25 protein-coding genes and 1 riboswitch are annotated in these 24,742 nt (G+C 59.3%); of the genes, 14 read left to right on the top strand and 11 right to left on the bottom strand.

All coding sequences use genetic code 11. The features are described 5' to 3' along the window. Positions 1-78: 78 nt before the first annotated feature. The 14 genes from egtB to AU182_RS10035 all read left to right on the top strand — a co-directional run bounded on the left by egtB (position 79) and on the right by AU182_RS10035 (position 14,309). Positions 79-1,491, top strand: a complete 1,413-nt coding sequence (egtB, locus tag AU182_RS10100) for an ergothioneine biosynthesis protein EgtB (protein ID WP_082859354.1) — start codon at positions 79-81, stop codon at positions 1,489-1,491. A gap of 5 nt (positions 1,492-1,496) precedes the next feature. Next, positions 1,497-2,483 carry an L-histidine N(alpha)-methyltransferase gene (gene egtD / locus AU182_RS10095; RefSeq protein WP_082859504.1) on the top strand — a complete coding sequence of 329 codons (987 nt, stop codon included), beginning with the start codon at positions 1,497-1,499 and terminating at the stop codon, positions 2,481-2,483. Next, positions 2,467-2,982, top strand: coding sequence for a DUF411 domain-containing protein (locus AU182_RS10090; RefSeq protein WP_082859353.1), 516 nt, complete (start codon positions 2,467-2,469; stop codon positions 2,980-2,982). The genes egtD and AU182_RS10090 overlap by 17 nt, the downstream gene beginning before the upstream one ends. 83 nt (positions 2,983-3,065) lie before the next feature. Then, a complete protein-coding gene (locus AU182_RS10085) occupies positions 3,066-4,040 on the top strand; it encodes a hydrolase (RefSeq protein ID WP_193754324.1) in 975 nt (324 codons plus the stop codon). A gap of 103 nt (positions 4,041-4,143) precedes the next feature. Further along, positions 4,144-4,317, top strand: a riboswitch (cobalamin riboswitch). A 102-nt stretch (positions 4,318-4,419) separates the two neighbouring features. After that, positions 4,420-6,273, top strand: a complete 1,854-nt coding sequence (locus AU182_RS10080; RefSeq protein ID WP_066964455.1) for a TonB-dependent siderophore receptor — start codon at positions 4,420-4,422, stop codon at positions 6,271-6,273. 36 nt (positions 6,274-6,309) lie between these two features. Beyond that, positions 6,310-6,924, top strand: a complete 615-nt coding sequence (gene cobO / locus AU182_RS10075; RefSeq protein WP_066964454.1) for a cob(I)yrinic acid a,c-diamide adenosyltransferase — start codon at positions 6,310-6,312, stop codon at positions 6,922-6,924. A gap of 15 nt (positions 6,925-6,939) precedes the next feature. Continuing rightward, on the top strand, positions 6,940-8,427 hold the full coding sequence (locus AU182_RS10070; protein ID WP_066964451.1) for a cobyric acid synthase: 1,488 nt from the start codon (positions 6,940-6,942) through the stop codon (positions 8,425-8,427). After that, positions 8,424-9,446, top strand: a complete 1,023-nt coding sequence (locus AU182_RS10065; RefSeq protein ID WP_066964448.1) for an iron ABC transporter permease — start codon at positions 8,424-8,426, stop codon at positions 9,444-9,446. Before AU182_RS10070 ends, AU182_RS10065 begins: the two co-directional genes overlap by 4 nt. Beyond that, entirely contained in the window at positions 9,446-10,228 is a 783-nt protein-coding gene (locus AU182_RS10060) for a heme ABC transporter ATP-binding protein (protein WP_082859351.1), read from the top strand. The genes AU182_RS10065 and AU182_RS10060 overlap by 1 nt, the downstream gene beginning before the upstream one ends. After that, entirely contained in the window at positions 10,221-10,796 is a 576-nt protein-coding gene (gene cobU, locus AU182_RS10055; protein WP_066964445.1) for a bifunctional adenosylcobinamide kinase/adenosylcobinamide-phosphate guanylyltransferase, read from the top strand. The genes AU182_RS10060 and cobU overlap by 8 nt, the downstream gene beginning before the upstream one ends. A 24-nt stretch (positions 10,797-10,820) precedes the next feature. Continuing rightward, entirely contained in the window at positions 10,821-11,861 is a 1,041-nt protein-coding gene (gene cobT, locus AU182_RS10050; protein ID WP_066964442.1) for a nicotinate-nucleotide--dimethylbenzimidazole phosphoribosyltransferase, read from the top strand. Beyond that, on the top strand, positions 11,851-12,456 hold the full coding sequence (locus AU182_RS10045; RefSeq protein ID WP_066964439.1) for a histidine phosphatase family protein: 606 nt from the start codon (positions 11,851-11,853) through the stop codon (positions 12,454-12,456). Before cobT ends, AU182_RS10045 begins: the two co-directional genes overlap by 11 nt. After that, complete coding sequence (gene cobS, locus AU182_RS10040) at positions 12,440-13,279, top strand: adenosylcobinamide-GDP ribazoletransferase (RefSeq protein ID WP_227718213.1); 840 nt, start codon at positions 12,440-12,442, stop codon at positions 13,277-13,279. Before AU182_RS10045 ends, cobS begins: the two co-directional genes overlap by 17 nt. Before the next feature lie 10 nt (positions 13,280-13,289). Continuing rightward, positions 13,290-14,309 (top strand): cobalamin-binding protein, encoded by a 1,020-nt coding sequence (locus AU182_RS10035; RefSeq protein WP_227718212.1) that lies wholly within the window; start codon positions 13,290-13,292, stop codon positions 14,307-14,309. 194 nt (positions 14,310-14,503) lie between these two features. Here the strand turns inward: AU182_RS10035 and hypE are convergent, their stop codons facing one another. Genes hypE through AU182_RS09980 form a run of 11 tightly spaced genes read right to left on the bottom strand, consistent with a single transcriptional unit; the run spans position 14,504 to position 24,646 of the window. Beyond that, complete coding sequence (gene hypE / locus AU182_RS10030; protein WP_066964435.1) at positions 14,504-15,580, bottom strand: hydrogenase expression/formation protein HypE; 1,077 nt, start codon at positions 15,578-15,580, stop codon at positions 14,504-14,506. Then, a complete protein-coding gene (gene hypD, locus AU182_RS10025) occupies positions 15,570-16,703 on the bottom strand; it encodes a hydrogenase formation protein HypD (RefSeq protein ID WP_066964432.1) in 1,134 nt (377 codons plus the stop codon). The genes hypE and hypD overlap by 11 nt, the downstream gene beginning before the upstream one ends. 13 nt (positions 16,704-16,716) lie before the next feature. Continuing rightward, on the bottom strand, positions 16,717-16,992 hold the full coding sequence (locus AU182_RS10020) for a HypC/HybG/HupF family hydrogenase formation chaperone (protein ID WP_066964429.1): 276 nt from the start codon (positions 16,990-16,992) through the stop codon (positions 16,717-16,719). Positions 16,993-17,026: 34 nt separating this feature from the next. After that, positions 17,027-19,408 (bottom strand): carbamoyltransferase HypF, encoded by a 2,382-nt coding sequence (gene hypF / locus AU182_RS10015; protein WP_066964427.1) that lies wholly within the window; start codon positions 19,406-19,408, stop codon positions 17,027-17,029. Continuing rightward, positions 19,389-19,670 (bottom strand): hydrogenase/urease maturation nickel metallochaperone HypA, encoded by a 282-nt coding sequence (locus AU182_RS10010; RefSeq protein WP_066964424.1) that lies wholly within the window; start codon positions 19,668-19,670, stop codon positions 19,389-19,391. The genes hypF and AU182_RS10010 overlap by 20 nt, the downstream gene beginning before the upstream one ends. Then, positions 19,670-20,137 (bottom strand): hydrogenase maturation protease, encoded by a 468-nt coding sequence (locus tag AU182_RS10005; protein WP_066964421.1) that lies wholly within the window; start codon positions 20,135-20,137, stop codon positions 19,670-19,672. Before AU182_RS10005 ends, AU182_RS10010 begins: the two co-directional genes overlap by 1 nt. Next, positions 20,134-21,450, bottom strand: a complete 1,317-nt coding sequence (locus AU182_RS10000) for a Ni/Fe hydrogenase subunit alpha (RefSeq protein WP_066964418.1) — start codon at positions 21,448-21,450, stop codon at positions 20,134-20,136. The genes AU182_RS10005 and AU182_RS10000 overlap by 4 nt, the downstream gene beginning before the upstream one ends. Beyond that, positions 21,443-22,300, bottom strand: a complete 858-nt coding sequence (locus tag AU182_RS09995; RefSeq protein WP_369802076.1) for an oxidoreductase — start codon at positions 22,298-22,300, stop codon at positions 21,443-21,445. The genes AU182_RS10000 and AU182_RS09995 overlap by 8 nt, the downstream gene beginning before the upstream one ends. Beyond that, positions 22,234-23,043, bottom strand: a complete 810-nt coding sequence (locus AU182_RS09990) for an FAD/NAD(P)-binding protein (protein ID WP_066964415.1) — start codon at positions 23,041-23,043, stop codon at positions 22,234-22,236. The genes AU182_RS09995 and AU182_RS09990 overlap by 67 nt, the downstream gene beginning before the upstream one ends. Beyond that, complete coding sequence (locus AU182_RS09985) at positions 23,040-23,522, bottom strand: cyclic nucleotide-binding domain-containing protein (RefSeq protein WP_066964412.1); 483 nt, start codon at positions 23,520-23,522, stop codon at positions 23,040-23,042. The genes AU182_RS09990 and AU182_RS09985 overlap by 4 nt, the downstream gene beginning before the upstream one ends. Then, entirely contained in the window at positions 23,519-24,646 is a 1,128-nt protein-coding gene (locus tag AU182_RS09980; RefSeq protein WP_227718210.1) for a 4Fe-4S dicluster domain-containing protein, read from the bottom strand. The genes AU182_RS09985 and AU182_RS09980 overlap by 4 nt, the downstream gene beginning before the upstream one ends. Positions 24,647-24,742: the final 96 nt, after the last annotated feature.

Genomic DNA, 24,742 nt, shown 5'->3' with positions numbered 1-24,742 from the left:
CAGTCCGCGCAGATACATGGGAAAGCACCACAATGCATGTATGATCATTAACAGCCAATGCAGTCGACGGACCAGAGAATGATTCTGACTTCAGACACGGATTCGCCGATCTCGTCACACAGAAGAGAAGAGCAGGGGGTATCCGAGGGGGCAACCGCAAAAAGCGGCGCGGCGGGAAAATCTGAGCACAGTTACTGGCTTGAGCCGGAGCGCGAGCTTTCGCTCGATGAGCGCGCCGGGCTTCTGGGGCGCTATCAGGCCGTGCGCAGCCAGACAATGGCGCTCGCTGACCCACTCAGCGCAGAAGATATGCAGCTCCAGTCGATGCCGGATGCAAGCCCCAGCAAGTGGCACCTGGCCCACACCAGCTGGTTTTTTGAAACTTTTATCCTGCAATCCTCTTTGCCGGATTACCAGCCATTCCACCCCGCCTATCACACCCTGTTCAACTCCTATTACAACTCTCTGGGAAAACCCTTCTCGCGGCCGCACCGCGGGCTGTTATCGCGCCCATCTATCGAAGAAATTTTCGCTTACCGCAGTCGTGTTGATCGGGCCATTGAACAGTGGCTTTGTGAGGAAGAAGTGTCCACTGAGCAGGCAAAACTGCTGATACTGGGGTTGAACCACGAGCAGCAACATCAGGAGCTGCTGCTGACCGATATCAAGCATGCGTTTTCGATCAACCCGCTGCTACCCGCCTACCTTGAGTATGCTGAGGCAGACGGCGAGACTGAAGAAACGCCACCGCAGGTATGGCTCACGGTGCCCGAAGACAACTACACCGTGGGCAGCGATGGAGATATTTTCTGCTTTGATAACGAGGGGCCGGCGCATCAGCGATTCCAGCCGGCATTCCGTCTGTCATCGCGACTCGTTACCAACGGTGAGTATCTCGAGTTTCTCCAGGATGGTGGCTACCAGGAGCCACGCCTGTGGCTATCGGATGGCTGGAGCAGGGTGCAGCAAGAGAGCACCCGGGCACCGATCTACTGGACGCAACGGGATGGGGAATGGTTCCAGTTTACCCTCGCCGGTTTACAGCCACTGGATTTGTCCGCGCCTGTCTGCCACGTGAACTACTACGAGGCCGATGCCTTTGCCAGCTGGGCCGGTCAGCGTCTGCCTACGGAGTTTGAGTGGGAGATTGCTGCGTGGCTACATTGCCACAAGGATGCGGCAGATAATGCCAACATGCTGGAGTCACAACAATTTCAGCCTGTTGCCGAATGGGAGGCGGGGGCCGGTGAGGCCCAGTTGCTCGGTAACCTGTGGCAGTGGACCTCCAGTGCGTATCTTCCGTATCCCGGATTCCGCGCGAGCAAGGACGCCGTAGGCGAATACAACGGAAAATTCATGTGCAACCAGATGATCTTGCGTGGCGGTTCCTGCGTGACGCCCCGCGATCATATTCGCATCAGCTATCGCAATTTCTTTTACCCCCACCAGGCTTGGCAATTCACCGGTATTCGACTGGCAGGAGAACTATAGTGAACATGGCAGTTCAGGCATCAATCAAGGGAAGGGGTGGGGATCATAGCGCATCTCAGAATAATCACCTGAAGGCATTCCAGGCCGATGTGTTGGCGGGGCTGTCGGGCAATCAGAAAACCCTGCCGTGTAAATACCTGTACGACGAAGCCGGCTCAAAACTGTTCGAGGCGATTTGTGAGCTGGAGGATTATTACCTGACACGCACCGAGGCGGATATTTTCCACTCCAACCTCGACAGCATGGCGGCATTACTAGGGCCATCTGCTGTGCTTGTGGAGCCGGGTGCCGGGAATTGCGAAAAAGCAGAGCCACTATTGACGGCAATGGCTACGCCCCACGCCTTTTACCCGCTCGATATCTCTCCGGAAATTCTGCTGAATGCACAGCAACGCATTCAGGCCCGGCTGCCCGATCTCACGGTCACACCGGTGGTGGGCGACTTTACCGGCGCGGAACCCTGGGGGGAAATCCCTCCGTCGTCTCACAGAAAAGTGATCTTTTTTCCCGGATCGACCATCGGTAATTTTTCGCCCGACCAGGCTGCGGCTCTGCTTGCGCAGTTTCGCAGCTACCTGTCTACCGGTGATGGGCTGTTGATTGGCGTTGACCTGGTGAAGGACTCGGTGGTGCTGGAGCGCGCTTATGCCGACAGTGATCACGTCACGGAACAGTTCAACAAGAATCTGTTGTCACGCATCAATAGTGAGCTGGATGGAAATTTCGACACAGAGGCGTTTGCACACCGCGCCTTCTACCATCAGCATCGGCAACGCGTGGAGATGCATCTCGTGAGTCTGTGTGACCAGAAAGTACAGGTGGCTGGGCAGACGTTTGACTTCGAGGAAGGCGAGACCATTCATACAGAAAACAGCCACAAGTATACCCGGGCGGGGCTGGAGGCTTTGTTGCGGGAGAGCGGGTTCAATCCAATGCAATTCTGGACGGATAATAAAAAACACTATGCGATCTATTATGCTGAAACTCTTTGAGCGAAACGGCTCCTGTACATTCTGGCGTATTGCAGCCTCGCTCTGTATCGTCGCTACGCTGGCCGCCTGCAGTACAACCGATACCCGCCAGGAGCAGGGCGCGGACAGCGAAATCGTGGTCTACAAGTCCCCGTTATGCTTGTGTTGCAATGATTGGATTACCCATCTGGAGCAAAATGCGTTCACCGTGAGTAGCGAAAATGGCCTGGATACCGCCGCGGTAAAACAGCAGTGGGGCATTCATCCCAGTATGCAGGGCTGCCATACCGGGGTGTGGAATCGGCAGTACGTATTTGAAGGGCATGTGCCGGCGCGCCTGATACGAAAATTCCTCGCCAATCCACCCGCAAACAGCATTGGCCTGGCGGTACCCGGGATGCCCCAGGGCAGTCCTGGCATGTACCGCGGGAAAAACTTTTCTCCGTATGTGGTATACGCTATCCAGGCCAATGGCGAATACCGGTTCTACGAAAAAGTGACTGCGCCGGAGCCCTCCTGAGCGACGGTTTTTGCGGCTGGTAATGTGCGCAGGGCACGGTTAGTCTTAACGCCTTTCTGAATAATGCGAAGGGCGTTCCTCCATTGAGTATTCCACCGTTCGAGCCCGCCATCGGGCTCGGCAACTGCCACCTGCAGACCCTGTTTCCCCGATACCACCGACCCAAGCCCTGGATCAGAACCCAGGGCCAGTGGCTGACCACACCGGATGGCGACCGCCTGGCCCTGCATACACCCGCACCACTGCAAAACGATCCCGCGCGCCCGATCGTCCTGGTACTGCACGGCCTCGAAGGCTCGGTCGAGTCACCGTATGTGCAGGGGCTGATGCAGGCGCTTTTGGCAAAGCGCTTCCAGGTTGCAGTCATGCATTTTCGCGGGTGTGGTGGCATCCCCAACCTGCTGCCCAGGGCCTACCATAGTGGGGAAACGGGCGATGCCCGCTGGCTCGCCGGCCGGCTGCGTACGAAATTTCCAATGTCGCCGCTGATGGCGGTGGGATATTCGCTTGGCGGCAATGTGCTGCTGAAGTGGCTGGGGGAAGATGGCACAGACAGCCCCCTGAGCGCCGCCGTTTCTGTTTCCGCACCGCTCGACCTGCACCTGTCCAGTCGGCGGATGGATACCGGGTTTTCCAAGGTGTATCAGAAGCATCTATTGACGAGCCTGCGCGACAGCCTCGGCCGCAAAGCGAAAGACCCCGCGCTGGCCGCTGCGATGCCGCCACTGGGCAACACCCGCTATTTCGATAATTTCCGCAACTTCGACCATCACTTTACCGCGCCCCTACACGGGTTTGATGGCGTAGATGACTACTACACCCGCGCTTCCAGCCGGCCCTATCTCGCCAGCGTAACCAAACCCACATTATTGATTCATGCAATGGACGATCCTTTCGTATGTCCGAACGCGGTGCCCGCGCCATCGGATGTGAGCGGCGCGGTGACGCTCAAATTGAGCAAGCGGGGCGGACATGTGGGCTTTGTTGCGGGCAGCCTGTGGCGGCCGGAGTACTGGCTGGAGCGGACGATCCCGGCGTTCCTGCTGGCCCACCGCTAATCGATGTGGCGGCCGTCAGTCGCACGGCTGCCTTCCTCCCAGTAGCCCCCCCGCAGCACCCTCCACAACAGCGCAGTTGACTTTCCAGTATCGTTCCCCTAAGTTCGCTCCGCGATCCGAGGTGCCCTCTGCGCGATTCAACTGCTTTACTGAATCACGCTGAGAGGGTTAAACGGGAAGTCCGGAAATCCGGCGCTGCCCCCGCAACGGTGATCTGCTCCCCCTGGCAACAGGTGGCGTAGTAAGCCCGATACCGGCCTGAGATCGAATCATGATGGAGCGGAGGGCTGCCATCCTGCAATACGACCTCTCGCGCCCTGGGCGCGCCGCATTGCTATTCCTCCCTCGATCCCATCCGAATTTTCCGAGGGGTTGAAACTTGAACAAGATTTTATTGAGCTGCGCTGTCGCATCAGCAGTCAGCGGTCCGGCGTTTGCCAACAGCAGCACCAACAGCACCAACAGCGAATCCGCAATTCCCGATCTGGAAACGATCATTGTCGTGAGCGCCCGACAGGGCGAACCCCTGCGCCGTGTGGCTACCTCGGTGACAGTACTGGACGAAGCCGATATCAAGGCCCGTGGCCTTGCCTCGCTGGCGGATGTGTTGCGCAGCGCACCTTCCGTCTCCGTCTCCAACTCCGGAGGCATGGGCAGGGCAACAGCGTTGCGCGTACGCGGCGAAGACGGCTTCCGCACCCTGGTGCGTATCGACGGGGTCGAAATCTCCGATCCCACCGGCACCCAGGGCGGTGCTCCAATCCAGCATATTCTGAGCAACGGCCTGGCGCGTGTCGAACTGCTGCGCGGTCCTCAGGGTATGCTGTATGGCGCGGATGCGGGTGGCGTACTGGATATTTCCACACGCCGTGATGACACGGGGCACAGGATCGATATCGGGGCTGAGGGCGGTAGTTTTGACACCAGACGCTACAACGCGAGCGCCGGCGGCGCTGCCGGGGCGCTGGATTACTTTGTTACCGCCAGCAAAGCACATACCCGCGGCTTTAACACCAGCACCTTCGATACCCAGCTTCAGGATGACGATGGCTACAACAATACGACCCTGCACGGTCGCGCTGGCTGGAATGTGTCGGAAGAATGGCGTGCTGAAGCCATCGTGCGGGACACCAAAGCCAGCGGCGAATTCGATCGCTGTGGCTGGCCGGTTACCCAGGATGCCTGTACCGAAGACTTCCGCCAGCAAAACACACGGGTCAGCCTCGCTCGCGATAGCGAAGGTGGCCAGCAAACCTTGTCCTATTCCCGTGCGGACCTGAGCCGCACCAACTATGCAGCCGGTGCTGTTTCGTACGATACCGAGGGTGACATACAGACGCTGAACCTGAACGGCTTCGCGGACCTGGCTGAATCTCAGGCGTTCATTTATGGTCTGGAGCGCCGCGAAGATACTGTGCGCGACCTCAATCGTGATCGCTGGGCGGCATACTCGGAGTATCAGGGCGCTTACGCGGAACAGGTGTTTTTCACCCTGGGCCTGCGCCATGACGATAACTCAGACTTTGGCGGCCACAACAGTTTCCGGGCGAGTACGGCGTACCTGGTCGATCCGTTTGCCCATGGCTCCCTGAAACTGAAGGCGAGCTACGGCACCGGCTTCCGTGCGCCGAGTCTTTTCGAGATCAACTACAACCGCTCGCAAAATAATCCCGATCTGCCACTGCTGACCCCGGAAGAAAGCCGCGGTGTGGAGTGGGGGATCGAATATTTTGGCGATAACGCGCTGCACCTCGAATTCGTGCAGTTCGATCAGATCATCGAAAATGAAATCGGTTTTGATCTCGTCGACTACACCGGCTATCTGCAAAGTGGTGGCCGCAGCCGTTCCCGCGGTGTGGAACTGATTGCCAACGCCCAGCTGAGTGACACACTGCGGGTTTCCGCGAACTACACCTATACCGACACCCAGAACACCGGTGATACGCCGCGCGCCCGACGCCCGAAGCAGCTTGCGAACCTCGGGGTTAGCTACCAGCCATCCAGCGCGCTGAGTATGGCGCTGAACATCCGCTCCAGTGCCGATGCGGTGGATATCGATGGATCGACGATGGACGATTACCAGGTGCTGGATGCGAGTCTGCGCTATCGAGTGAGCGCGGCGACGACCGTGTACCTTCGCGGTGAAAACCTGACCGACAAGGCGTATTACGAGGTGCCCGGCTATAACACCGCGGGTGCGGCAGGATACGCCGGTGTAGAATTCACGTTTTAACCAGCCCGAAGTACGCTATCCACTGATGAGGTGATCATGTCGGACGACCAGCAGAAAAAAAATACGCGGCACAAAGAAGTCATGCAAAAGCAGAAAGCCAAGGTGGATGCCAATATCGCCGCGGCGGATACCGAGCGTGGTGTCGCAGTTCTGCTCACCGGTAACGGCAAGGGAAAGTCCAGTTCGGCGTTTGGCATGGTCATCCGTGCACTGGGATACGGTCACAAGGTGGGAGTCGTGCAGTTTATCAAAGGGGCGCAGCTCTCCGGTGAGGAACTCTATATCAGGAACCAGTGCCCACAGGTTACGCTGTACCAGATGGGCACCGGCTTTACCTGGGACACCCAGGACCGCACCGGCGACATCGCGGCAGCGGAAAAAACCTGGGCTGAAGCGCGCAAAATGCTCACCGATCCCGGCTACGACCTGGTGGTGCTGGACGAGCTCACTTACATGCTCGCGTACAAATACCTCGATGAACAAATGGTGCTTGACGCACTCGCACAGAGACCGATGGAACAGAGTGTGGTCGTCACCGGACGCGGTGGCGGCAGTGCGTTGCAGGCAGTGATGGATACGGTGTCTGAAGTGAAAGATATCAAGCATGCGTTCAAGGCCGGCATCAAAGCCCGAAAAGGCGTGGACTACTAAAAGGTTGATTCCACCATGTCGGTATTGATGGTTCAGGGCACCACATCGGATGCGGGTAAAAGTACGCTGGTGGCGGCGCTCGGGCGCTATTTCGCCCGTCGCGGCGTGCGGGTAGCGCCGTTCAAACCACAAAACATGGCTCTGAACAGCGCGGTCACAGCTGATGGTGGCGAAATCGGCCGTGCCCAGGCACTGCAGGCGTTGGCCTGTGGATTAGCACCGCACACGGATATGAACCCGGTGCTGCTCAAGCCGGCGTCGGATACGGGCGCGCAAGTAATTATCCAGGGCAGGGCGATTGGCAATATGCAGGCGCTGGATTACCACCATTACAAAGTGACTGCGCAGAATGCGGTGCTCGATTCGTTCACCCGCTTGCAAGGTCAGTATGACCTGGTACTGGTCGAAGGCGCCGGCAGCCCGGCGGAAATCAATCTGCGCGAAAACGATATCGCCAACATGGGGTTCGCCGAGGCGGTGGATTGCCCGGTCATTCTGATAGCCGATATTGATCGCGGCGGGGTCTTCGCACACCTGGTCGGTACCCTTGAATTACTTTCCGCGAGCGAACGTGCCCGTGTGGTGGGTTTTGTGATTAACCGATTTCGCGGCGACCTGAAGCTGCTGCAGTCCGGGCTCGATTGGCTGCAGGACTACACCGGCAAACCCGTACTCGGTGTACTGCCGTACCTGCACGATCTGTATCTCGATGCGGAAGACGCCATCAGCAGTCAGCAGGTAGCACCCGTGAATGCTAGCGATCGCGGGCTGAAAATTGTTGTGCCCGTTTTGCCCCGGATCAGCAATCACACGGATTTCGATGCGTTGCGGTTGCATCCCAACGTCGACCTGCAGTTTGTCAGTGTGCGAGCGCCAGTCCCACCCTGTGACCTGATCATTCTCCCCGGCAGCAAAAATGTCCGTGCGGATCTCGCTTTCCTGAAAGAGCACCACTGGCCTGCGCAACTGGAGCGGCACCTTCGCTATGGTGGCAAACTCATCGGTATCTGCGGCGGAATGCAGATGCTTGGGCGCGTGCTGCATGATCCCGAGGGTATTGAAGATACCGCCGGGAGTGAAGCGGGCCTCGGTTATCTTGATTTCTCCACCACGTTGCAGCCGGTCAAGGCGTTGGAAAATGTTGCCGGTACACTGCGGCTCACCGAGGGCGGGTCGCCGGTTGCAGTCAGCGGCTACGAAATTCACTGTGGCACGAGCGAAGGGCCGGCGCTGGAAAATCCGGCGCTGTGTCTGCGCGACGGCAATGGTGCTGCGAGACCTGATGGCGCCATCAGCGGCGATGGGCAGGTACTGGCCACTTACGTGCACGGCCTGTTCGACGCCCCATCGGCACAAAGCGCGCTGCTTCAGTGGTGTGGTGTTGTGGACGCCACGGCGGTGGATCTCGATGCACATCGGCAACAGCAACTCGACCGTCTGGCGGATACCGTGGAAGCGTATCTCGACAAATCCTGGCTGGCACAGTTTGAGGTCACCTCGTGACCACGGCACGTCTTCGCGCGCTGCGCGCTGCCTGGTCGCTGCTGCCACTACTGCTGGTGGCCAGCTTTCTGGTGGCGATCGCCATTGGGGCCGTTTCGCTGTCGCTGTCTGACGTGGTCAGTGCGCTCACTGGATTGGGGGAGGCCGGCCTGGCTACGGATATCGTGCAGGCCATACGCCTGCCGCGTGCCATATTGGCGGCGACCGTCGGCGCAACACTGGCGATCTGTGGTGCCCTGTTGCAAGGACTGTTTCGCAATCCGCTCGCGGATCCTTCGTTAATTGGTGTTACCGCCGGCGCGTCTTTCGGTGCGAGTCTCGCCATCCTGCTCGGTGCATCCGTGGCGGCTGCATTCGGTAGTTTACCGGTGGTTTCCATCGCCGCCTTTTGTGGTGGCCTGATAGCCGTAGCGTTGGTCTACCAGGTGGCGCGGGGCATCAATGGGACTTCGGTGGCGACCATGCTGCTGATGGGCATCGCCGTCTCCGCATTTTCGGCCAGCCTCACCGGGCTGATGGAGTACTTCGCGGATAATGAAATGCTGCGGCGTATCAGTTTGTGGCGGATGGGCGGGCTGGATGCGGCCAGCTACCCGCGCGCGTTGCTGATGCTACTGGTGCTGTGCGGCCTGCTTGCGACCATGTTTCGTTTTGGCCCCGCGCTCAATGTTCTGCTGCTGGGCGAGTCCCAGGCCCGGCATCTTGGGGTTGATGTGGAGCGGGTGAAAACGGGCCTCATTGTGCTGGTCGCCGCAGGGGTCGGCACCTCCGTGGCGGTGGCGGGCAGTATCGCCTTCGTCGGCCTGGTCGTGCCGCACATGGTGCGCCTGTGGGTAGGACCCGATCATCGCCAGCTGTTACCGCTGTCGGCACTGGCCGGCGCCGGGCTGCTGCTGGTGTCTGACACCCTGGCGCGCACGGTGATTGCGCCGGTGGAAATCCCGGTGGGCCTGATTACCGCGTTGATTGGTGTCCCATTCTTCGTGTCGCTACTGCGCAAGAGCAGGGAGTCCCTGTAATGTCCATGTTGCAGGCAAAAGGTGTGACCGTCTGCGTCGACCGGCGTGCGCTGATCAGCGATATCGACTTTGAAATCGCGGCCGGTGAACTGGTGTGTATCATTGGTCCCAACGGTGCCGGTAAATCGACCTTGCTCAGGGCACTGTGTGGCGAGTCGTCCCTGGCGGCGGGACAGGTGTCGTTCAAGGGCGAGCCCATCAGCGGTTATTCGCCCCAACGCCGTGCCCGCCAACTGGCCGTTCTCCCGCAGCACAATCCACTTTCGTTCGCGTTCACCGGTTTTGAGCTGGTGGCCCTTGCGCGCAATCCACACGGCACCGGTGTTGTCCGCGACCGGGAAATTTGCCAGCAAGCCATGGCTGCGCTGGATGTCACCCATCTGGCCGAACGACTGTACCCGACACTCTCCGGCGGTGAGCAGCAACGCTTGCAGCTCGCGCGGGTAATGGCCCAGATCTGGAGCGGGGAGGAAGAGGGCGACCGACTGCTGTTGCTGGATGAGCCGGCAACCAGCCTCGATATTGCCCACCAGTACGAAATGATGAAAGCGGTGCGCGCCTTTGCGCGCAGTGGTGTGGCGGTGGTGATGACGGTGCACGACCTCGCCCTGGCCAGTGGCTACAGCGATCGGATTCTCGCACTCAAGGACGGTCACAGTATGGCTTACGGCGATGCGCATTCCGTATTGACCGCGGAAAACATGCAAGCGCTCTACGGCTACGGTGTCACCGTGGTGCCGCATCCCGTTACCGGTAAACCTCTGGTGTTGGCAGATGAATAAGACCCATGCAGGCTTGCTCCTCGTACTTGGTGGCGCACGCAGTGGCAAAAGCCGGCTCGCCCAGCAGCACGCGGAGCAATGGTTACAGCAGGCGCAGGGATTAGAGCAAACGCAGATTGTGCCAGCGAAGCCGTCATCAACCCGCCTGGTTTATGTGGCAACGGCCACCGCCGGCGACGATGAAATGTCGTCCCGTATCGCGCAGCACCGCGCCGATCGGGATGAGCGCTGGCAGACTATTGAAGTACCCATCGCACTGGCGGAGTCGCTCGCCGGTATCGCCGACAGCCGTTGTGTCCTCGTAGACTGCCTGACGCTGTGGCTGAGTAATTGTCTGCATCAGGGCACCTGGGCACGCCAGCGCCAGGCACTGTTGCAGTATCTCGATACACGATCGCGCAGCGCGCCACTGATTATGGTCAGTAATGAAGTAGGCTCGGGCATCGTGCCTCTCGGGCAGCTCTCCCGCGAATTTGTCGATGCCGCCGGCTGGCTGCATCAGGCACTGGCTGCGCGGGCCGAAAGCGTCACCCTTGCCATTGCCGGGTTGCCGCTAAAAGTGAAATGACGTGAGCTGGAGAAGTACATCGCAATGTCACAAGAATTGAAATGGCTCCATGAACCGGCGCCGGTACCCGATGAGGCCGCACGCCGTGCAGCGATCGCGCACCAGGCGCAGCTGATCAAGCCACCGGGTGCGCTGGGCCGGCTAGAAACCCTAGCCGTGGATTTTGCCGGATATCAGGGCAGGGCTCAGCCGCAGCTGAACCATCTGGCTGTGCGCGTGTTCGGCGCCGACCACGGCATCGCCCAGCGCGGTACGTCGCGGTTCCCACAAGCGGTAACGTCGGTGATGTTGCGCATGTTCTGTGAGGGCGGTGCCGCCATCAATGTATTGAGCCGTGAGCACGATGCAAACTTTGCCGCAATCAATCTGGGATGCGTGGTTCCCGCGCAACACCCGGATCTTATTGACGAGCTCATTGCCCCCTCTACCGCAGATTTTTCCCGCGAATCCGCCATGACCGAGTCGCAACTCCAGCGCGCCTTGCTGGCCGGGCAGCGTCAGGCGGTCGAGTGCGACTGCTTCGTGGGCGGTGACATGGGCATCGGCAACACCGCCTCTGCCGCGGCGATGTTCGCGGCGCTGTTCACGCTCGATGTTGCGGACATTACCGGGCGCGGTACGGGTATTGATGATGCGGCACTGAAGCACAAAATCGAGTTGATCGAATCGGCGCTGGAACTGCACCGCGAAGCACTGCATTCGCCGTTGGAAATCCTGCGCACTCTGGGCGGCTTTGAAATCGCAGCGCTCACCGGTGCCTTTATTGCCAGCGCACAGCGGGGCACACCGGTACTGGTAGACGGTTTTATGGCAACCGCGGCGGCGGCCATCGCCGTGGCGGTGAACCCCAGCGTGAAGCCGTGGTTGCTGTTCGCGCATCAGTCGGATGAATCCGGGCATCTACTGGCCCTGGAGTGTCTGGGTGTGAAACCGTTGCTCAGCCTGAATATGCGGCTGGGGGAGGGCACCGGTGCGGTACTCGCTGTGAGTGTCATCAAGCAGGCACTCGCACTGCACAACAGCATGTTTACCTTCAGCGAAGCGGGTATCCCGGTTGAGGATTGATCTGCTGCGCCACGGCGCCTGCGCGGGTGGCCGGGTATTCCGCGGGCATATTGATGTGCCATTGACCGATGCGGGTTGGCAGCAAATGGAAAAGGGTCTGCAAAACTTGAGCGCACCCTGGACCCGGATCATCAGCTCACCGCTACAGCGCTGCCACAAATTTGCCGCACAGGTGGGGCTCGACCGGGACCTGCCGGTGCATACCGAGGCAGGCATCCGCGAGATCGGTTTTGGCGATTGGGAGGGGCAGCCTGTGGATCGTATCTGGCACGAGCAGCGCGCGCTGTGCGAAGCCTGGAGTAGCGACCCGGAGCGCCATTCACCGCCGGGGGGAGAGCCTTTTGCGTCCTTCCGCACACGGGTGCTCGCTAGTATTGATGGACTGGCGAAACGCTATGGCGATGAACCCCTGTTGCTGGTGACTCACGGCGGCGTGATCAAACTGCTGCTCACTACCGCGCACCAGTGGCAACCCGCTCGGATGATTGCCCTGACCGTGGGGTACGGCTTCGGTGCATCGCTGGAGTACAATCCATCGACTCGAAAATTTTCTATCCTTCATCCCCCGCAGAGCGCCTATGTCTACCCCGCGTAATAGTGTTGTACACAGCGTAACTGGTTTCATGCAGCCGTTTCTGTATGCGCTGGTGTTCCTAACGCGCCTGCCCGTGGCCGGTCTGTTGCGGAACGTGGACGCGGAAACGGCGAAGAGATCCGTGTATTACTATCCGCTGGTAGGGCTGATTGTCGGCGCCCTGCTGTGCGCGGCAACGTATGTTCTTTCGCCATTGCCCGCCCAATTGCAGGCAGCGTTACTGCTGGGTTTCTGGGTGTTGGTCACCGGTGCACTGCATCTTGATGGTCTCGCCGACTGCGCCGATGCCTACTTTGCCGGGCATAAATGCATGGACACGGAGGAGCGCCGCACGCGGATACTTGCCGTAATGCACGATCCCCATTGCGGTGCCATGGGAGTGATCGCACTGGTGATTTTCCTGCTGGTGAAGTTTGCCGTATTGAGCGCACTGCTTGAGTGGCTTGCCACCACAGAGCAGGGGACTTGGATCTACCTGCCACTGTTACTGGCCCCGGTACTGGCGCGGACCGCGGCACTTTTTTTAATGAGTCTTTCCAGTTACGCACGCGCACAAGGCCTGGTGCCGCCCTCCAACTCCCAACGCAACCGCGAGCTGTTACCCGTGGCAATATTGGTAGCGGTTGCGGGGATTGCCCTGGCACCACTACCGGTTGCAATCGGCTTGGCCGCTGTACTGCCTGCAGTCATTTTGCTGTGGCGCCAGCTATGGCAAAAACAAATCGGTGGCTACACCGGCGATTGCTTGGGTGGCCTGGTGGAAATCACCGAGTTGTCAGTGCTGCTGCTGTGGGTAGCACTGGCGGCCAACGGAATAGCCTGAGTAACACACCATGTATCACGCCATATCTAACACCATGCAGCGCGCACAAAAACAGTCGGATACGCAGTCCCTATACGCTCGAATCTTCACTCTCCTGACGACCGTTGTCGCACTGGTCTGGGCCACAGCGGTAACCGCAGACAATCCTGTGCGCGTACAGGATGCGCAGGGGCACTGGGTGGAGCTGGCGGCGCCGGCAGAGCGCGTTGTGGCGCTGGCCCCGCATATCGTGGAAAACTTTTACAGCGCGGGAGCAGGGCACACGTTAATCGCTGCGGTCAGCTACAGCAATTACCCGGAACAGGCCAAAGCGCTGCCACAGATCGGTAACTACAAGTCCGTCAGTTACGAGCGCCTGCTGGCATTAAAGCCGGACCTGATTGTTGCCTGGGGTTCCGGCAACGGCGATCAGATGGTGCACAAGCTCCGGCGTTTGGGGTTTCAGGTATTTGTTACCGAATCCCGCACTCTTGAAGATATCCCGCGCAATGTGCGCCTGTTCGGGCAGCTGGCCGGCACCAGCGCGATCGCCGACCAGGCAGCGGCCCAGTGGCTTGCCCGCTTGAGCACGCTCAAGCGTGACCATGAGCAACAGGCGCCACTGAGCGTCTTTTACCAGGTATGGAGCGATCCACTGCAAACCCTGAATGGCGAGCACCTGATCAGCGATGTAATCCGAGCCTGTGGCGGCCGCAATACGTTCGCGGATGCGCTGGTACTTGCGCCCAAAATCAGTATTGAGTCGGTGCTGGAGCGCAATCCCGACGTGATCATTGCCAGCGGTATGGGCGAAACCCGCCCAGATTGGCTCAATGACTGGAAAGCGTATCCGGGCCTGAAAGCGGTGAGCAACGGCCATCTGTTCTTTGTGCCACCAGACCTTATCCAACGCCACACATTCCGTGTGCTCGATGGCATGGAGATAATCTGTGCAGATTTACGCAGGGTACGGGCCAAGTCGGCGCGTAGCGGTGCGGATGGTTCGGATGGTGCGGATGGTGCGGATGGTGCGGATGGAAAGGCACTGTAAACGCCTGCAATCCTTGTGAGCCGGCACCACAGGCTCAAACCAGGAGACGCTGGCCACACGGGGGAGTAGCCAGCACATATGAAACAATCGGGATGTCTCAATATTATCAATTTAACATAATCTATATTATGCGAACTCATGGGTGTTGCGCAGGGCTGGAGAAAAGCCTGCGCCCACATCTGTTTTTGCGCGTTTCAGCAGATTCTCGGCAGCTGCTCACCGGGCAACCGGCACAGTAGCCGTTCGCAGCCAAGCGCGTTGCTGAGTATGACGTCCGCGGTGTCTGCGTCGTCAACCCGATCGCATACCTCACCAATGACCCGACTCGCGACGGATACATCAAAGGCCTGCAGAATCTCAAGCGTGGCCTGTTGTTGATCTGCTGGTACAAACAGCAGAAAGCGGCCTTCGTTAGCCACGTACATGGGATCAAGGCCAAGCAATTCGCAGGCGCCTTGCACACACGCGGTAACCGGGATCTGGTCTTCGTGTACCTGCATGTCCATACGGGATGACTCGGCCAGTTCCACCAGCGCCGTTGCCAATCCACCCCGCGTCAGGTCGCGCAGACAATGCACATCGATTTTAGCGGCCAAAAGTGCCATGACGGGATCGCACAGCGGCGCGCAGTCACTGTGCAGCGGGTTTTCAAAGTCGAGACCTTCCCGTGCTGCCATCACCGCCATACCGTGTCGGCCAATATCACCGGACAGAATGATCGCATCGGACGCCGCGATCTGGCGGGGGTGGATTGGCTGTGGGGCCGCGAGCACACCAATTCCGGAGGTATTGATGTACACACCATCGCCCTTGCCTTTCTCCACCACTTTGGTGTCACCGGTGACCAGTTGTACGCCTACTTCGGCTGCCGTTCGGCCCATGGACTGCATGATGCGCACAAGGTGTTTTAGCGGCAGCCCCTCCTCCAGAATAAGCCCGCAGCTCAGGTACTTTGGGCGGGCGCCGCTCATGGCCAGGTCGTTGACGGTACCGTAAACCGCCAGCGTCCCAATATTGCCGCCGGGAAAAAACAGGGGAGACACCACAAAAGAGTCAGTGGTAAATACCAGCCGGGAGCCATCCAAGGGCAGGGTCGCGCTGTCGTGGCCCTGCCGAATCCAGCGGTTATCAATATACGGAAATACAAAGTTCTGTAGTAATTGCTCGGTCAGCTCTCCACCACTGCCGTGGCCAAGGCGGACCACCCCTTCTGAATCCGCTTCAGAATCCGTGGCCAGTGTCTCCATTGGCAGCGGGCACTCAATATTCATTGGGCAGCTCCTGTTTTTTATGATCCGGTCCGCTTGCCCCTCGATTTGCATATCGATAGTAGGCCGCACAGGGGCCTTCGCTGGATACCATGGGGGCACCGAGCGGACTCTGCGGGCGACAGGCCTTGCCAAAGTGCGGACAGTCATCCGGTTTGCTGCGCCCCTGCATGATCTGCCCGCTGATACAGCCACGGGAATCGTCGCGACCCGTTGTCACGCGGGGAAATCGTTGGTCCGCATCAAACGCCGTATATTGCGGGCGCAGGCGCAACCCGCTGCCGGCGATTTCCCCCACACCGCGCCAGTGCTGGGGCGAGATTTCGAATACCTGCTGCAGCATTTCCCGCGCGGGCCTGTTGCCCTCACGGGATACGGCGCGGGCGTATTGGTTTTGTACGTCACAACTGCCCTGCTCCAGCTGGCGCACACACATGAGAACCCCCTCGAGAATATCCAGGGGCTCAAATCCGGTAACCACAATGGGACGGCGGATGTGCTGTGCCAGAGGCTGGTAGGCTTCAAAACCGGTAATTGCACACACGTGTCCAGCGGCGAGAAACGCCTGCACACGGGTGTCCCCATCGGCGCAGATCGTTTCGATCGCCGGTGGCACCAGAAACTGGGAGACCAGCAGCGAAAAGTTGCCGAGCCCTTTTCGTTGCGCCTGGAACACGGCCATGGCGTTTGCCGGTGCGGTGGTTTCAAAGCCAATGGCAAAAAACACCACCTGCCGGTCCGGGTGTGCCTGCGCCAGTGCCAGGGCATCCATGGGTGAATACACGGTGCGCACGTCACCGCCGGCGGCTTTCACGCTCAGCAGGTCACTGTGGCTGCCGGGCACCCGCAACATGTCGCCGAATGAGCAGAAGATCACCTCCGGTCGTGTAGCAATGGCGATCGCCTGATCAATAATCGCCAGTGAGGTGACACACACCGGGCAGCCGGGGCCATGCAAGAGCTCAATTTCATGGGGCAACAGCTGTTGCAGCCCGTATTTAGCGATCGCGTGGGTCTGGCCGCCGCAGACTTCCATAAGCGCCCAGGGCCGCGTGGTAATGCGCTGTATTTCCGCAGAAATCTTCTCAACACTGGCGCGCTCGCGATATTCCGTCAGATACTGCATTGCACCCTCCGAACTACACAGGTTTCCATTGGGACGCCTCGCGGTTTGACTCAAGATCCTGGAGATCGCCGAGCTCTTCGAGATAGCGAAATATCCGGCGGGCTTCCTGTTCGTTTACCACGCTGATGGCAAAGCCCACGTGCACAATTACGTAGTCGCCAACATTTGCTGAGGGCACATAGGCGAGGTTGATTTCCTTGCTGATACCTCCAAAGCGGACCCGCGCGCTGCGCTCAAGCGGAGCACTGTTCAGTATTTCTTCGACGAAACCCGGAATTCCCAGACACATACTCAAGTGCCCTCTTCTTGTTTGCGGCGCATGGTCACGTTTCCTGGCCTGCGTGTTCGCTGTGCGCGGGGCGGTGCTTCGCGACCTGCTGCATACAGCGCGCGTAGTAGATCTGTCCCACCGCTATGCCGCCATCATTAGGCGGGATGTTGCGATGGCAATGCACGTCAAATCCGGCCGCACGCAATAGCCCGGTTGTGGTCTCCAGCAGACGTTTATTTTGAAAAGCGCCCCCGGACAAAAACACGCACTTCTCGCCGAGGGCTGTGGCCACCGATACGGCCATCTGTGCCAGCGTATTGTGAAAGGCGGTGGCCATCCAGGGGACGGGCCGCCCTTCTCTCACATCTTTTAGTAATGCACTCAACAATGGCTCCCAGTCGAGTGTCAAGTGGCCCAGCGCCTGACGCAGCACAAACGGATATTCCATCTGGTGATGGCAGTCCTGCGCAGCATTTTCCACAGCCATTGCCCCCTGCCCTTCAAAGGTCGACCGTTGCACCAAACCGAAAAGTGCCGATACCGCATCAAACAAACGACCAATACTGGAGCACACCGGGGTATTCAGTTTTCGCACAAGAATTCGTTCGAGATTGAATAGCGAGCCGGAGCTAAATGTTGCTGCCAGCCTTGCGCCGGATGCGCTGACCGGCCACAACGCGCTGCTACCGAAACATGCAAATAACAGCCCGGCCAAAGCAAGTCGTGGCTGGCGCATGGCTTGCTCGCCACCGGGCAGCGGAAATTCCCGCAGGCTGGCCACGCGCCTGACCTGCGCGGCGCCGTCCCAGTGCAGAAACTCACTGCCGCGCAGTACGCCGTCGTCACCGTATCCGGTGCCATCCCAGCAGATGCCCAGTGCCGCGCCCCCGTGCCCGTGCTCTGCCAGACAGGAAAAAAAATGGGCTACATGATGTGGCACACGCAAGAGCTCGCTGCGGTCTCTGTTATTTGCGTGGTTCTCGCTCCAGCGCGTCGAGAAAAAGCCCGGGTGCTGGTCACAGATGATTTGTCCCCACGGGCGGGTATTCCCATTGCCCAGATACAGCTCGGCGAGCTCAGTAATAGTCTGTGTAAAGTGCCCCATGGTGATACGGTCTTCGAGGTCGCCGATATGCTGGCTAGAGAGCACCGTATTCCCCCGCGTGGTGGCCACGCTGTTTTTCAGGTCGGCGCCCACGGCGAGCAGCGTTGTCGCGTTGGACGGTGAATCAGGCAGTACCAGCGGACGTGGCACGTATCCGCGAGCGCGGCGCAATAACACCGGCTGGCCATCCATTACTCGGGCAACGGAGTCATCCAGTGGCCGCAGTATGCGCCGATTATGCAGCAGAAATCCGTCTGCGATTTGTCCCAGCCGTTGCAGTGCGTCTGCATCGTCAATACAGATCGGCTCTCCGGCGAGATTGCCGCTGGTGGCAACCAGTGGCTGCTGCAGCTCATGCATCAGCAGGTGATGTAACGGCGAGCTGGGCAACATCACGCCCAGGTTGGGATTATCCGGTGAGACTTGTGGTGCAATCTTGCCCTGTACCGCCCCTCTGCTGCGTAAAATAACGATGGGGCGCTCCGCAGCCAGCAACAGCCTTTCTTCCTGCGCTGATACAAAGCAATCCCGGTGTACGCTTGCCAGATCGGGATACAGCAGGGCAAAAGGTTTGTGTGGGCGCTGCTTCCTTTGCCGCAGCAGCGCTATGGCTGCGTCGCTATCGGCGCGGGCCATCAACTGGAAACCCCCGATGTTCTTGATGGCAATGATCTTGCCACCGCGAATGTCCTCCACTGCGCGGCGCAATGCCGCCTCCCCGGCAGCAAGCCGTTTACCATCGGCAGCACAGAAGCGAAGCTGTGGACCACAGCTTGGGCAGGCCGTGGGTTCCGCGTGAAAACGCCGGTTGTCAGGGTCTTTGTATTCCGCCATGCAGTCTGCACAGAGTGGAAAAGCCTGCATGGCCGTGTGCGCGCGATCGTATGGTAATCGTTCGACGATACTGAACCGGGGGCCGCACTGGGTGCAATTAATAAACGGGTAGCGGTAACGGCGATTGCCCGGCTCAAACAATTCCTGCACACACGATTTGCATGGGGCCAGGTCCGGCAAGATGAGTGCGGATTGCGCACTGCCAGCATCGCTCTCGCGGATAACAAAACCGCGTGCGTTCTGCACTGGAATGGCTTCACAGGTCAGCGAGTGGATTTCCGCGTGCGGGGGCAATGTATGGGAAAGAAACTTCTGAAACTGGAGCAAAAGGTGTGCCGGGCCCTGCACTTCCACGCACACGCCTGCGCGGTCATTGGCCACCCAACCGCTCAGCGTAAAACGCTGCGCGAGGCGAAACACAAACGGCCGGAAGCCGACTCCCTGAACAATGCCAGTGAGTTGCAGCCTGTGTCGCTCAGGGCGCGCTTTGTTCATCGTTTGCCCGGAATTCGAGGCTTTCCAGGATGATGTCCTGCGCCTCGGGGTGGTGGATATCAGACTGCTCTTCAATATCGAGCCGCAAACCTTGCAGCGCCGTGCCCTGGGTTTGCTGGGTAAAGTGATCGCGCAGGTGATCTGCCGAAATATGCGCAAGAGCGCCTAATCTGAGCTTGGCTGCCAGCACCGTGGCATTCTCTTCCGCCGCCAGCCCTTGAATCTTGTCCACCAGATTGCGGATAAGGGATTGTTCGTGCATTACACACCTCCTGTGTGCAGACTCAGTTTTTCAAGAATTTCACGCTCCACCTGCCGCGCGGCATCCTCCACCGCCGCCGAAAGGCTGGCATTCGGGGAAAAGTCCTCGCCGCAAATGGCATAGAGGTCCAGTCGTTCCGGCAGCGCATCCAGCGCCCCTGCCAATGCCAGGGCTTCGCCCAGATTCAGGCCGTGGCTGGAGGTGCGGCACAGTGTGGGGGGAATCTCTTCGGCCAGGCCGTTCAAACGCAGTATGGCACCGGGGGCTTGATCTTCAGCCTGAAGCGCGTCGATCAGGCATACCCGCCGCTGGCGCCATTCATCGAGGAGGCTGGTCATATCGCCGTTGTTTTCGATACAGGGCGTGCCGGATGGAAGCCGGCTGCGCAGGCGGTCGATCACATAGGGGCCGACGCTGTCGTCCCCGCGGAAGCGATTGCCGACGCCGATAATGGTCCAGCCGCTCATGGCGCTGCCCCCACAGGATCCAGGTGCAGTTTGAGGAAGTGGGTGGAGCAGGAGATACACGGGTCGTAATTGCGGATCGCCTGTTCACAGCGCGCCTGCAGGTCGTCCGCGGCCAGATGCATAAACTGCGGCAGCATCAGGCGCAGGTCGTCCTCAATGGTTTTCTGGTTTTGCGATGTAGGAGCGACGATTTTGGCATTGCTGATCTTACCCGCGGCATCGATCTGGTAACGATGGTAAAGGAGACCGCGCGGGGCCTCGGTAACCGCGCAGCCCTGAGCGGGACGTGGTTCTGTTTCTTCAAACGGGCGCTCAGGTGCGCAATAGTGGTCGATGATGCGCAAGGCCTCATCAAACGCATAGAGCACTTCCAGGCTGCGCACCACAATGCTCTGAAACGGGTTCGCACAAAACGGCGGGAAGCCCACCTCTCGAGCCACCTGCTGCACCAGCGGAGACAGCCGTGAGTAATTCAGGTTGTAGCGCGCCATAGGCCCAACGAAATAGGCCCCACGCCCTACGCGCTCGCTGTGCAGCGCGGTACTGTGTTTCACATGGGTTTCACGAAAATGCTGATCGTAGTCGCTGACGGGTATATCCAGGCCCTGCGTAGAGCGAATACGTCCGCGATTCATGGGATATTCATCCGGGTCTGACAGCGCAACAAACTCATAGGCGTCGTCCGCAGATCGTTCAAACTGTGGAAAGGACAGCGCGGCCGCCCAGCGTACGGTGGCAATGGCGATATCGCGTGCCGGCAGCAATGTTTCCCGCAGCGCGCCCAACTCGGTGGCGGTGGGCAACCGATAGAATCCCCCCACCCGTACATTGATCGGATGGACCTCGCGTCCGCCCAGTAGCCGCACGATTGCGTTGCCCGCCTTTTTCATTTGCAGGCCATCCTGCACCCGTTGCGGATGGTCCTTGGCCATGGCCACGCCACTGGGGTAGCCGAGAAAATCCGGCGCGTGCAGCATGTAGATATGCAGCGTATGGCTCTCGATCCATTCTCCGCAGTACATCAAGCGGCGCAGGGCATGTAATTCTGCCGACAGAACCAGCCCAAGGGCATTTTCCATCGCGTGTACTGCACTCATCTGATAGGCGACGGGACAGATCCCGCAGATACGCGCGGTAATGTCCGGTGCCTCCCGGTAATCCCGTCCACACATGAACCCTTCAAAAAAGCGCGGCGGCTCAAATATCTTGAGCTGTACATCGTGCACTTGCTGGTCGTCGTAGCGGATGTACAGTGCGCCCTCCCCTTCGACGCGGGCGAGGTAGTCAACCTTGACGGTCTTATGCTTACTCATCCCGGGGCTCCCGGCTGCGGCTCGCGGCCTCAAAATCCGGTGCCGCCGCGTTGAAGTTGCGCAGGTTCTCGATCACCGTGACCCTGTCCGCCCCCAGCTCGGTCTCCCACCAGTGGCACAGGGAGGTGGTGTTGCTGTTTTCCTTCGGGCCGTAGCAGCCATAGCAGCCGCGGTGGTAGCTGGGGCAAATTGCACCACAGCCCGCCTGAGTCACTGGCCCCATGCAGGGAGTGCCGTGGGCCACCCAAACACAGACGTTGCCGCGCTGTTTGCACTCGATACACACCGAGTGTGCCGGGACCTGCGGCGGACGACGGTGTAGAAACGCGCTGATAACCTCGAGCAACTGGTGCTTATTGATCGGGCAGCCATTCAGCTCAAAATCCACCGGCACATGGCTGCTCACCGGGGTCGATGTTTTGAGGGTGTCGATATACTCGGGCTGGGCATACACCGCAGAAATAAAATTGTCGACGTTGGCGAAATTGCGCAGCGCCTGGATTCCGCCCGCGGTGGCACAGGCGCCAATGGCGATCAGTGCGCGAGATTGGGCACGAATGTCGCGAATACGTCGCTGCTCTTCCGGCGTGGTAATGGAGCCCTCGACCAGGGAAAGGTCGTAGGGGCCAGGCAGCTGGGTGCTGGAGGCCTCCATGAAATAGGCAATTTCGATGGTGTCCGCGAGGGCCAGCAGCTCGTCCTCGCAATCGAGCAGACTCAACTGGCAACCATCGCAGGAAGTAAACTTCCAGACCGCCAGCGTTGGCTTGCGTATGTCCTTCCCTAAAGTGCGCGAATCTTGAACCAAGGTCTCACACTCCCGTAATTGAATACCGGCCCATCCTTGCACACGAACTGCGGGCCCCACTGGCAGTGGCCGCAGTGTCCCGTCGCACACTTCATATTACGCTCCATCGACAGGTAAATGCGCGATTCCGACAGGCCTTTGGCCAGCAGGGTCTGCACACAGAAACGCATCATGACCTCGGGTCCACAGAGGAAGACGATGGTGTTGTCAGCATCGATGGTGCTGGCCGCCAGCGGCCCGGTAATCACCCCGACCGCGCCATGCCATTCGTCATCTGCCTGGTCTACGGTGAGTACTGCCGCGACTTGTGTTTGCCAATGGCGCAGTTCGTCGATGTAGAGCATTTCCTGTGGGCCCCGGGCACCATAAAACAGGCGCAGGCTGCGGCAGGGCTGAGCGCCCGAGAGCAGGCTGTAGATCGCCGGGCGCAGTGGCGCCAGACCCAGGCCGCCGGCGATGATCAGCACATGTTTGTCTGCGACTTCCTGCATCGGCCACCCCTGGCCGAATGGGCCGCGAACCCCCAGTTCATCGCCGGCACGCAGGCGCTCCAGCGACTGCGTTGCCAATCCATGGGCGCGTATCGTATGCACATAAGTGCCGGAATCTTCCACCCTGCCGCTCATGGATATCGGCACTTCCCCGCTGCCAAAGGCATACAGCATGTTGAATTGGCCGGGCGCAAAACTCGCCAGCGGTTTGCCCCCCTTGTGCTCAATGTGCAGGGTAAAAGTGCCCGCATACTCTTCACTGCGGCGCACCACCCGGAATGCCTCCGGAATCATTGGTCGCCTTCGAGGGGCGGACGTTGCTGTCCGTAGACGTCCATCAACTGTACCCGCGTTGCCCGTACACGGTCGCTGATGATCTGGGCGAAGCGCTTCATCAGCTGATACCCCAGAGCAGGATCGGCCTCGCATTTTTCCCGCAGGCATTTCCCATCGAGCCGTATCGCATGTACTTCATCCATGGCCTTGGCATCAAACGTCCACAGATAGGGAGGGAACAGCCATGACCAGCCGAAGATGTCGCCGCTGTTCAAGGTTTGCAGACAGAGCGCGCCGTGGTTCGGCACAAAGCATTCCACCGCGACCTGCCCGTCCCGTATCACATAAAACTGATCCGCCGGCGCATTTTCACGGGCAATGTATTCACCGGCGTTGTAAATATGGTTTGCGCCGCAGTTGGCAACAATATCAAGCTGGTTCGCATCCATGCCGCTAAAGAATGGATGCTCGTGCAACAGTTGGGACATACTTTTCATGGTTTTTCCATCTCCCGTAGCGTGTGTATCTCTTCCGTGAAATCGATGCCCACCGGGCACCAGGTGATACAACGGCCGCAACCCACACAGCCCGAAGTGCCAAATTGATCGTGCCAGGTGGCCAGCTTGTGGGTCATCCACTGGCGGTATCGGCTTTTTGTATCCGGTCGCACGGAGCCACCACTGATATAGCTGAACTCCCCGGTAAAGCAGGAATCCCAGCGCTCCCAGCGCTCTGCGTGCTCACCACTGAGGTCTGTGCTGTCTTCAACCGTGGAGCAGAAGCAGGTGGGGCAAGCCATGGTGCAGTTGGCACAGGACAGACAGCGGTCTGCGACTTGCTCCCACAGCGGACTGTCATAGTTGCGATACAGCAGGTCCTTGACGTCAGCGCTATTAAACTGGCGAGGCCCGCTTTCCATCTTTTGCGCGGCACCGCGCACAGCGCTCTCTTCTGCGTTACGTTGTGCTTCTGTGGCGGGTGCCAGCGGCAGGTCGCCGAGAATGTCGCGGCCTTGTTGCGAGCCGCTCCCGATGAGGAAGTAGTGTTCGTCAGCACCGATCACCTCGGTCATGGTGAGGTCCGCGGGTAACGTCACTCTCGGGCCGGTGTTCATCGCGGTGCAGAAACAGGTGGCCGCGGGCGCAGTGCAATTAACGGCGATCAGCAGCGCGTTGTCCCGTCGTTCGCTGTAACTTTCGTTTTGGAATGACCCGCCGGAGAATACTCGGTCCTGAATTTCGATGGCGTGTAGTTCACAGCTGCGCACGCCAAGAAAGGCCACGCGCGGTGCGACGTCAATGACTTCCACAAAGTTCAGGTCGCCATCCGATTGCCGGGCCTGCCACACCTGGCGTCGCGGCAACTGTAGGAACTGTTTCCATGCGCCCGCGCCTACGGCATAGGCGAAATAGGCTGGCGTGTCATTACGCACCAGGCGGTAGTGGCCTTTTTCCTGCTGATCCGACCAACCCTGCGGTAGATCGGCGCTGGTGTGAATTTCTCCATAGGTGATGGCCCCGTCTTTGACAGTTGGACCGATTACCTGGTGCCCACGCGCACGGATGGCCTGGATAAGTAACTCCAGATCCTCTGCCCGTAGTACACAATCTTGTGCGGTCACATGGCCCCCAGCGGAAAGGTCTGCGCGCATAGTCCGCCGTTTGCCTGGCTGGACTTAATGTAGGCACACCAATTATTTACTCAGAGTGTAGGAACC

The sequence above is a fragment of the Microbulbifer sp. Q7 genome (assembly GCF_001639145.1).
Taxonomy (GTDB): Bacteria; Pseudomonadota; Gammaproteobacteria; order Pseudomonadales; family Cellvibrionaceae; genus Microbulbifer.
Note: the sequence above shows the minus strand (reverse complement) of the source record. Positions and strands in the feature narration are given on the sequence as shown.

What these genes read in the sequence shown, in the direction of transcription:
- egtB (WP_082859354.1), top strand. Translation starts at nt 79, where the DNA reads ATGATTCTGACTTCAGACACGGATTCGCCGATCTCGTCACACAGAAGA.
- AU182_RS10010 (WP_066964424.1), bottom strand. Translation starts at nt 19,670, where the DNA reads ATGCACGAACAATCCCTTATCCGCAATCTGGTGGACAAGATTCAAGGG.
- AU182_RS10090 (WP_082859353.1), top strand. Translation starts at nt 2,467, where the DNA reads ATGCTGAAACTCTTTGAGCGAAACGGCTCCTGTACATTCTGGCGTATT.
- AU182_RS10060 (WP_082859351.1), top strand. Translation starts at nt 9,446, where the DNA reads ATGTCCATGTTGCAGGCAAAAGGTGTGACCGTCTGCGTCGACCGGCGT.
- AU182_RS09990 (WP_066964415.1), bottom strand. Translation starts at nt 23,043, where the DNA reads ATGATTCCGGAGGCATTCCGGGTGGTGCGCCGCAGTGAAGAGTATGCG.
- AU182_RS10020 (WP_066964429.1), bottom strand. Translation starts at nt 16,992, where the DNA reads ATGTGTCTGGGAATTCCGGGTTTCGTCGAAGAAATACTGAACAGTGCT.
- AU182_RS10000 (WP_066964418.1), bottom strand. Translation starts at nt 21,450, where the DNA reads ATGAGTAAGCATAAGACCGTCAAGGTTGACTACCTCGCCCGCGTCGAA.
- cobT (WP_066964442.1), top strand. Translation starts at nt 10,821, where the DNA reads ATGTCACAAGAATTGAAATGGCTCCATGAACCGGCGCCGGTACCCGAT.
- AU182_RS09985 (WP_066964412.1), bottom strand. Translation starts at nt 23,522, where the DNA reads ATGAAAAGTATGTCCCAACTGTTGCACGAGCATCCATTCTTTAGCGGC.
- AU182_RS10070 (WP_066964451.1), top strand. Translation starts at nt 6,940, where the DNA reads ATGTCGGTATTGATGGTTCAGGGCACCACATCGGATGCGGGTAAAAGT.
- AU182_RS10035 (WP_227718212.1), top strand. Translation starts at nt 13,290, where the DNA reads ATGTATCACGCCATATCTAACACCATGCAGCGCGCACAAAAACAGTCG.
- hypD (WP_066964432.1), bottom strand. Translation starts at nt 16,703, where the DNA reads ATGCAGTATCTGACGGAATATCGCGAGCGCGCCAGTGTTGAGAAGATT.
- AU182_RS10005 (WP_066964421.1), bottom strand. Translation starts at nt 20,137, where the DNA reads ATGAGCGGCTGGACCATTATCGGCGTCGGCAATCGCTTCCGCGGGGAC.
- cobU (WP_066964445.1), top strand. Translation starts at nt 10,221, where the DNA reads ATGAATAAGACCCATGCAGGCTTGCTCCTCGTACTTGGTGGCGCACGC.
- hypF (WP_066964427.1), bottom strand. Translation starts at nt 19,408, where the DNA reads ATGAACAAAGCGCGCCCTGAGCGACACAGGCTGCAACTCACTGGCATT.
- egtD (WP_082859504.1), top strand. Translation starts at nt 1,497, where the DNA reads ATGGCAGTTCAGGCATCAATCAAGGGAAGGGGTGGGGATCATAGCGCA.
- cobS (WP_227718213.1), top strand. Translation starts at nt 12,440, where the DNA reads ATGTCTACCCCGCGTAATAGTGTTGTACACAGCGTAACTGGTTTCATG.
- hypE (WP_066964435.1), bottom strand. Translation starts at nt 15,580, where the DNA reads ATGAATATTGAGTGCCCGCTGCCAATGGAGACACTGGCCACGGATTCT.
- cobO (WP_066964454.1), top strand. Translation starts at nt 6,310, where the DNA reads ATGTCGGACGACCAGCAGAAAAAAAATACGCGGCACAAAGAAGTCATG.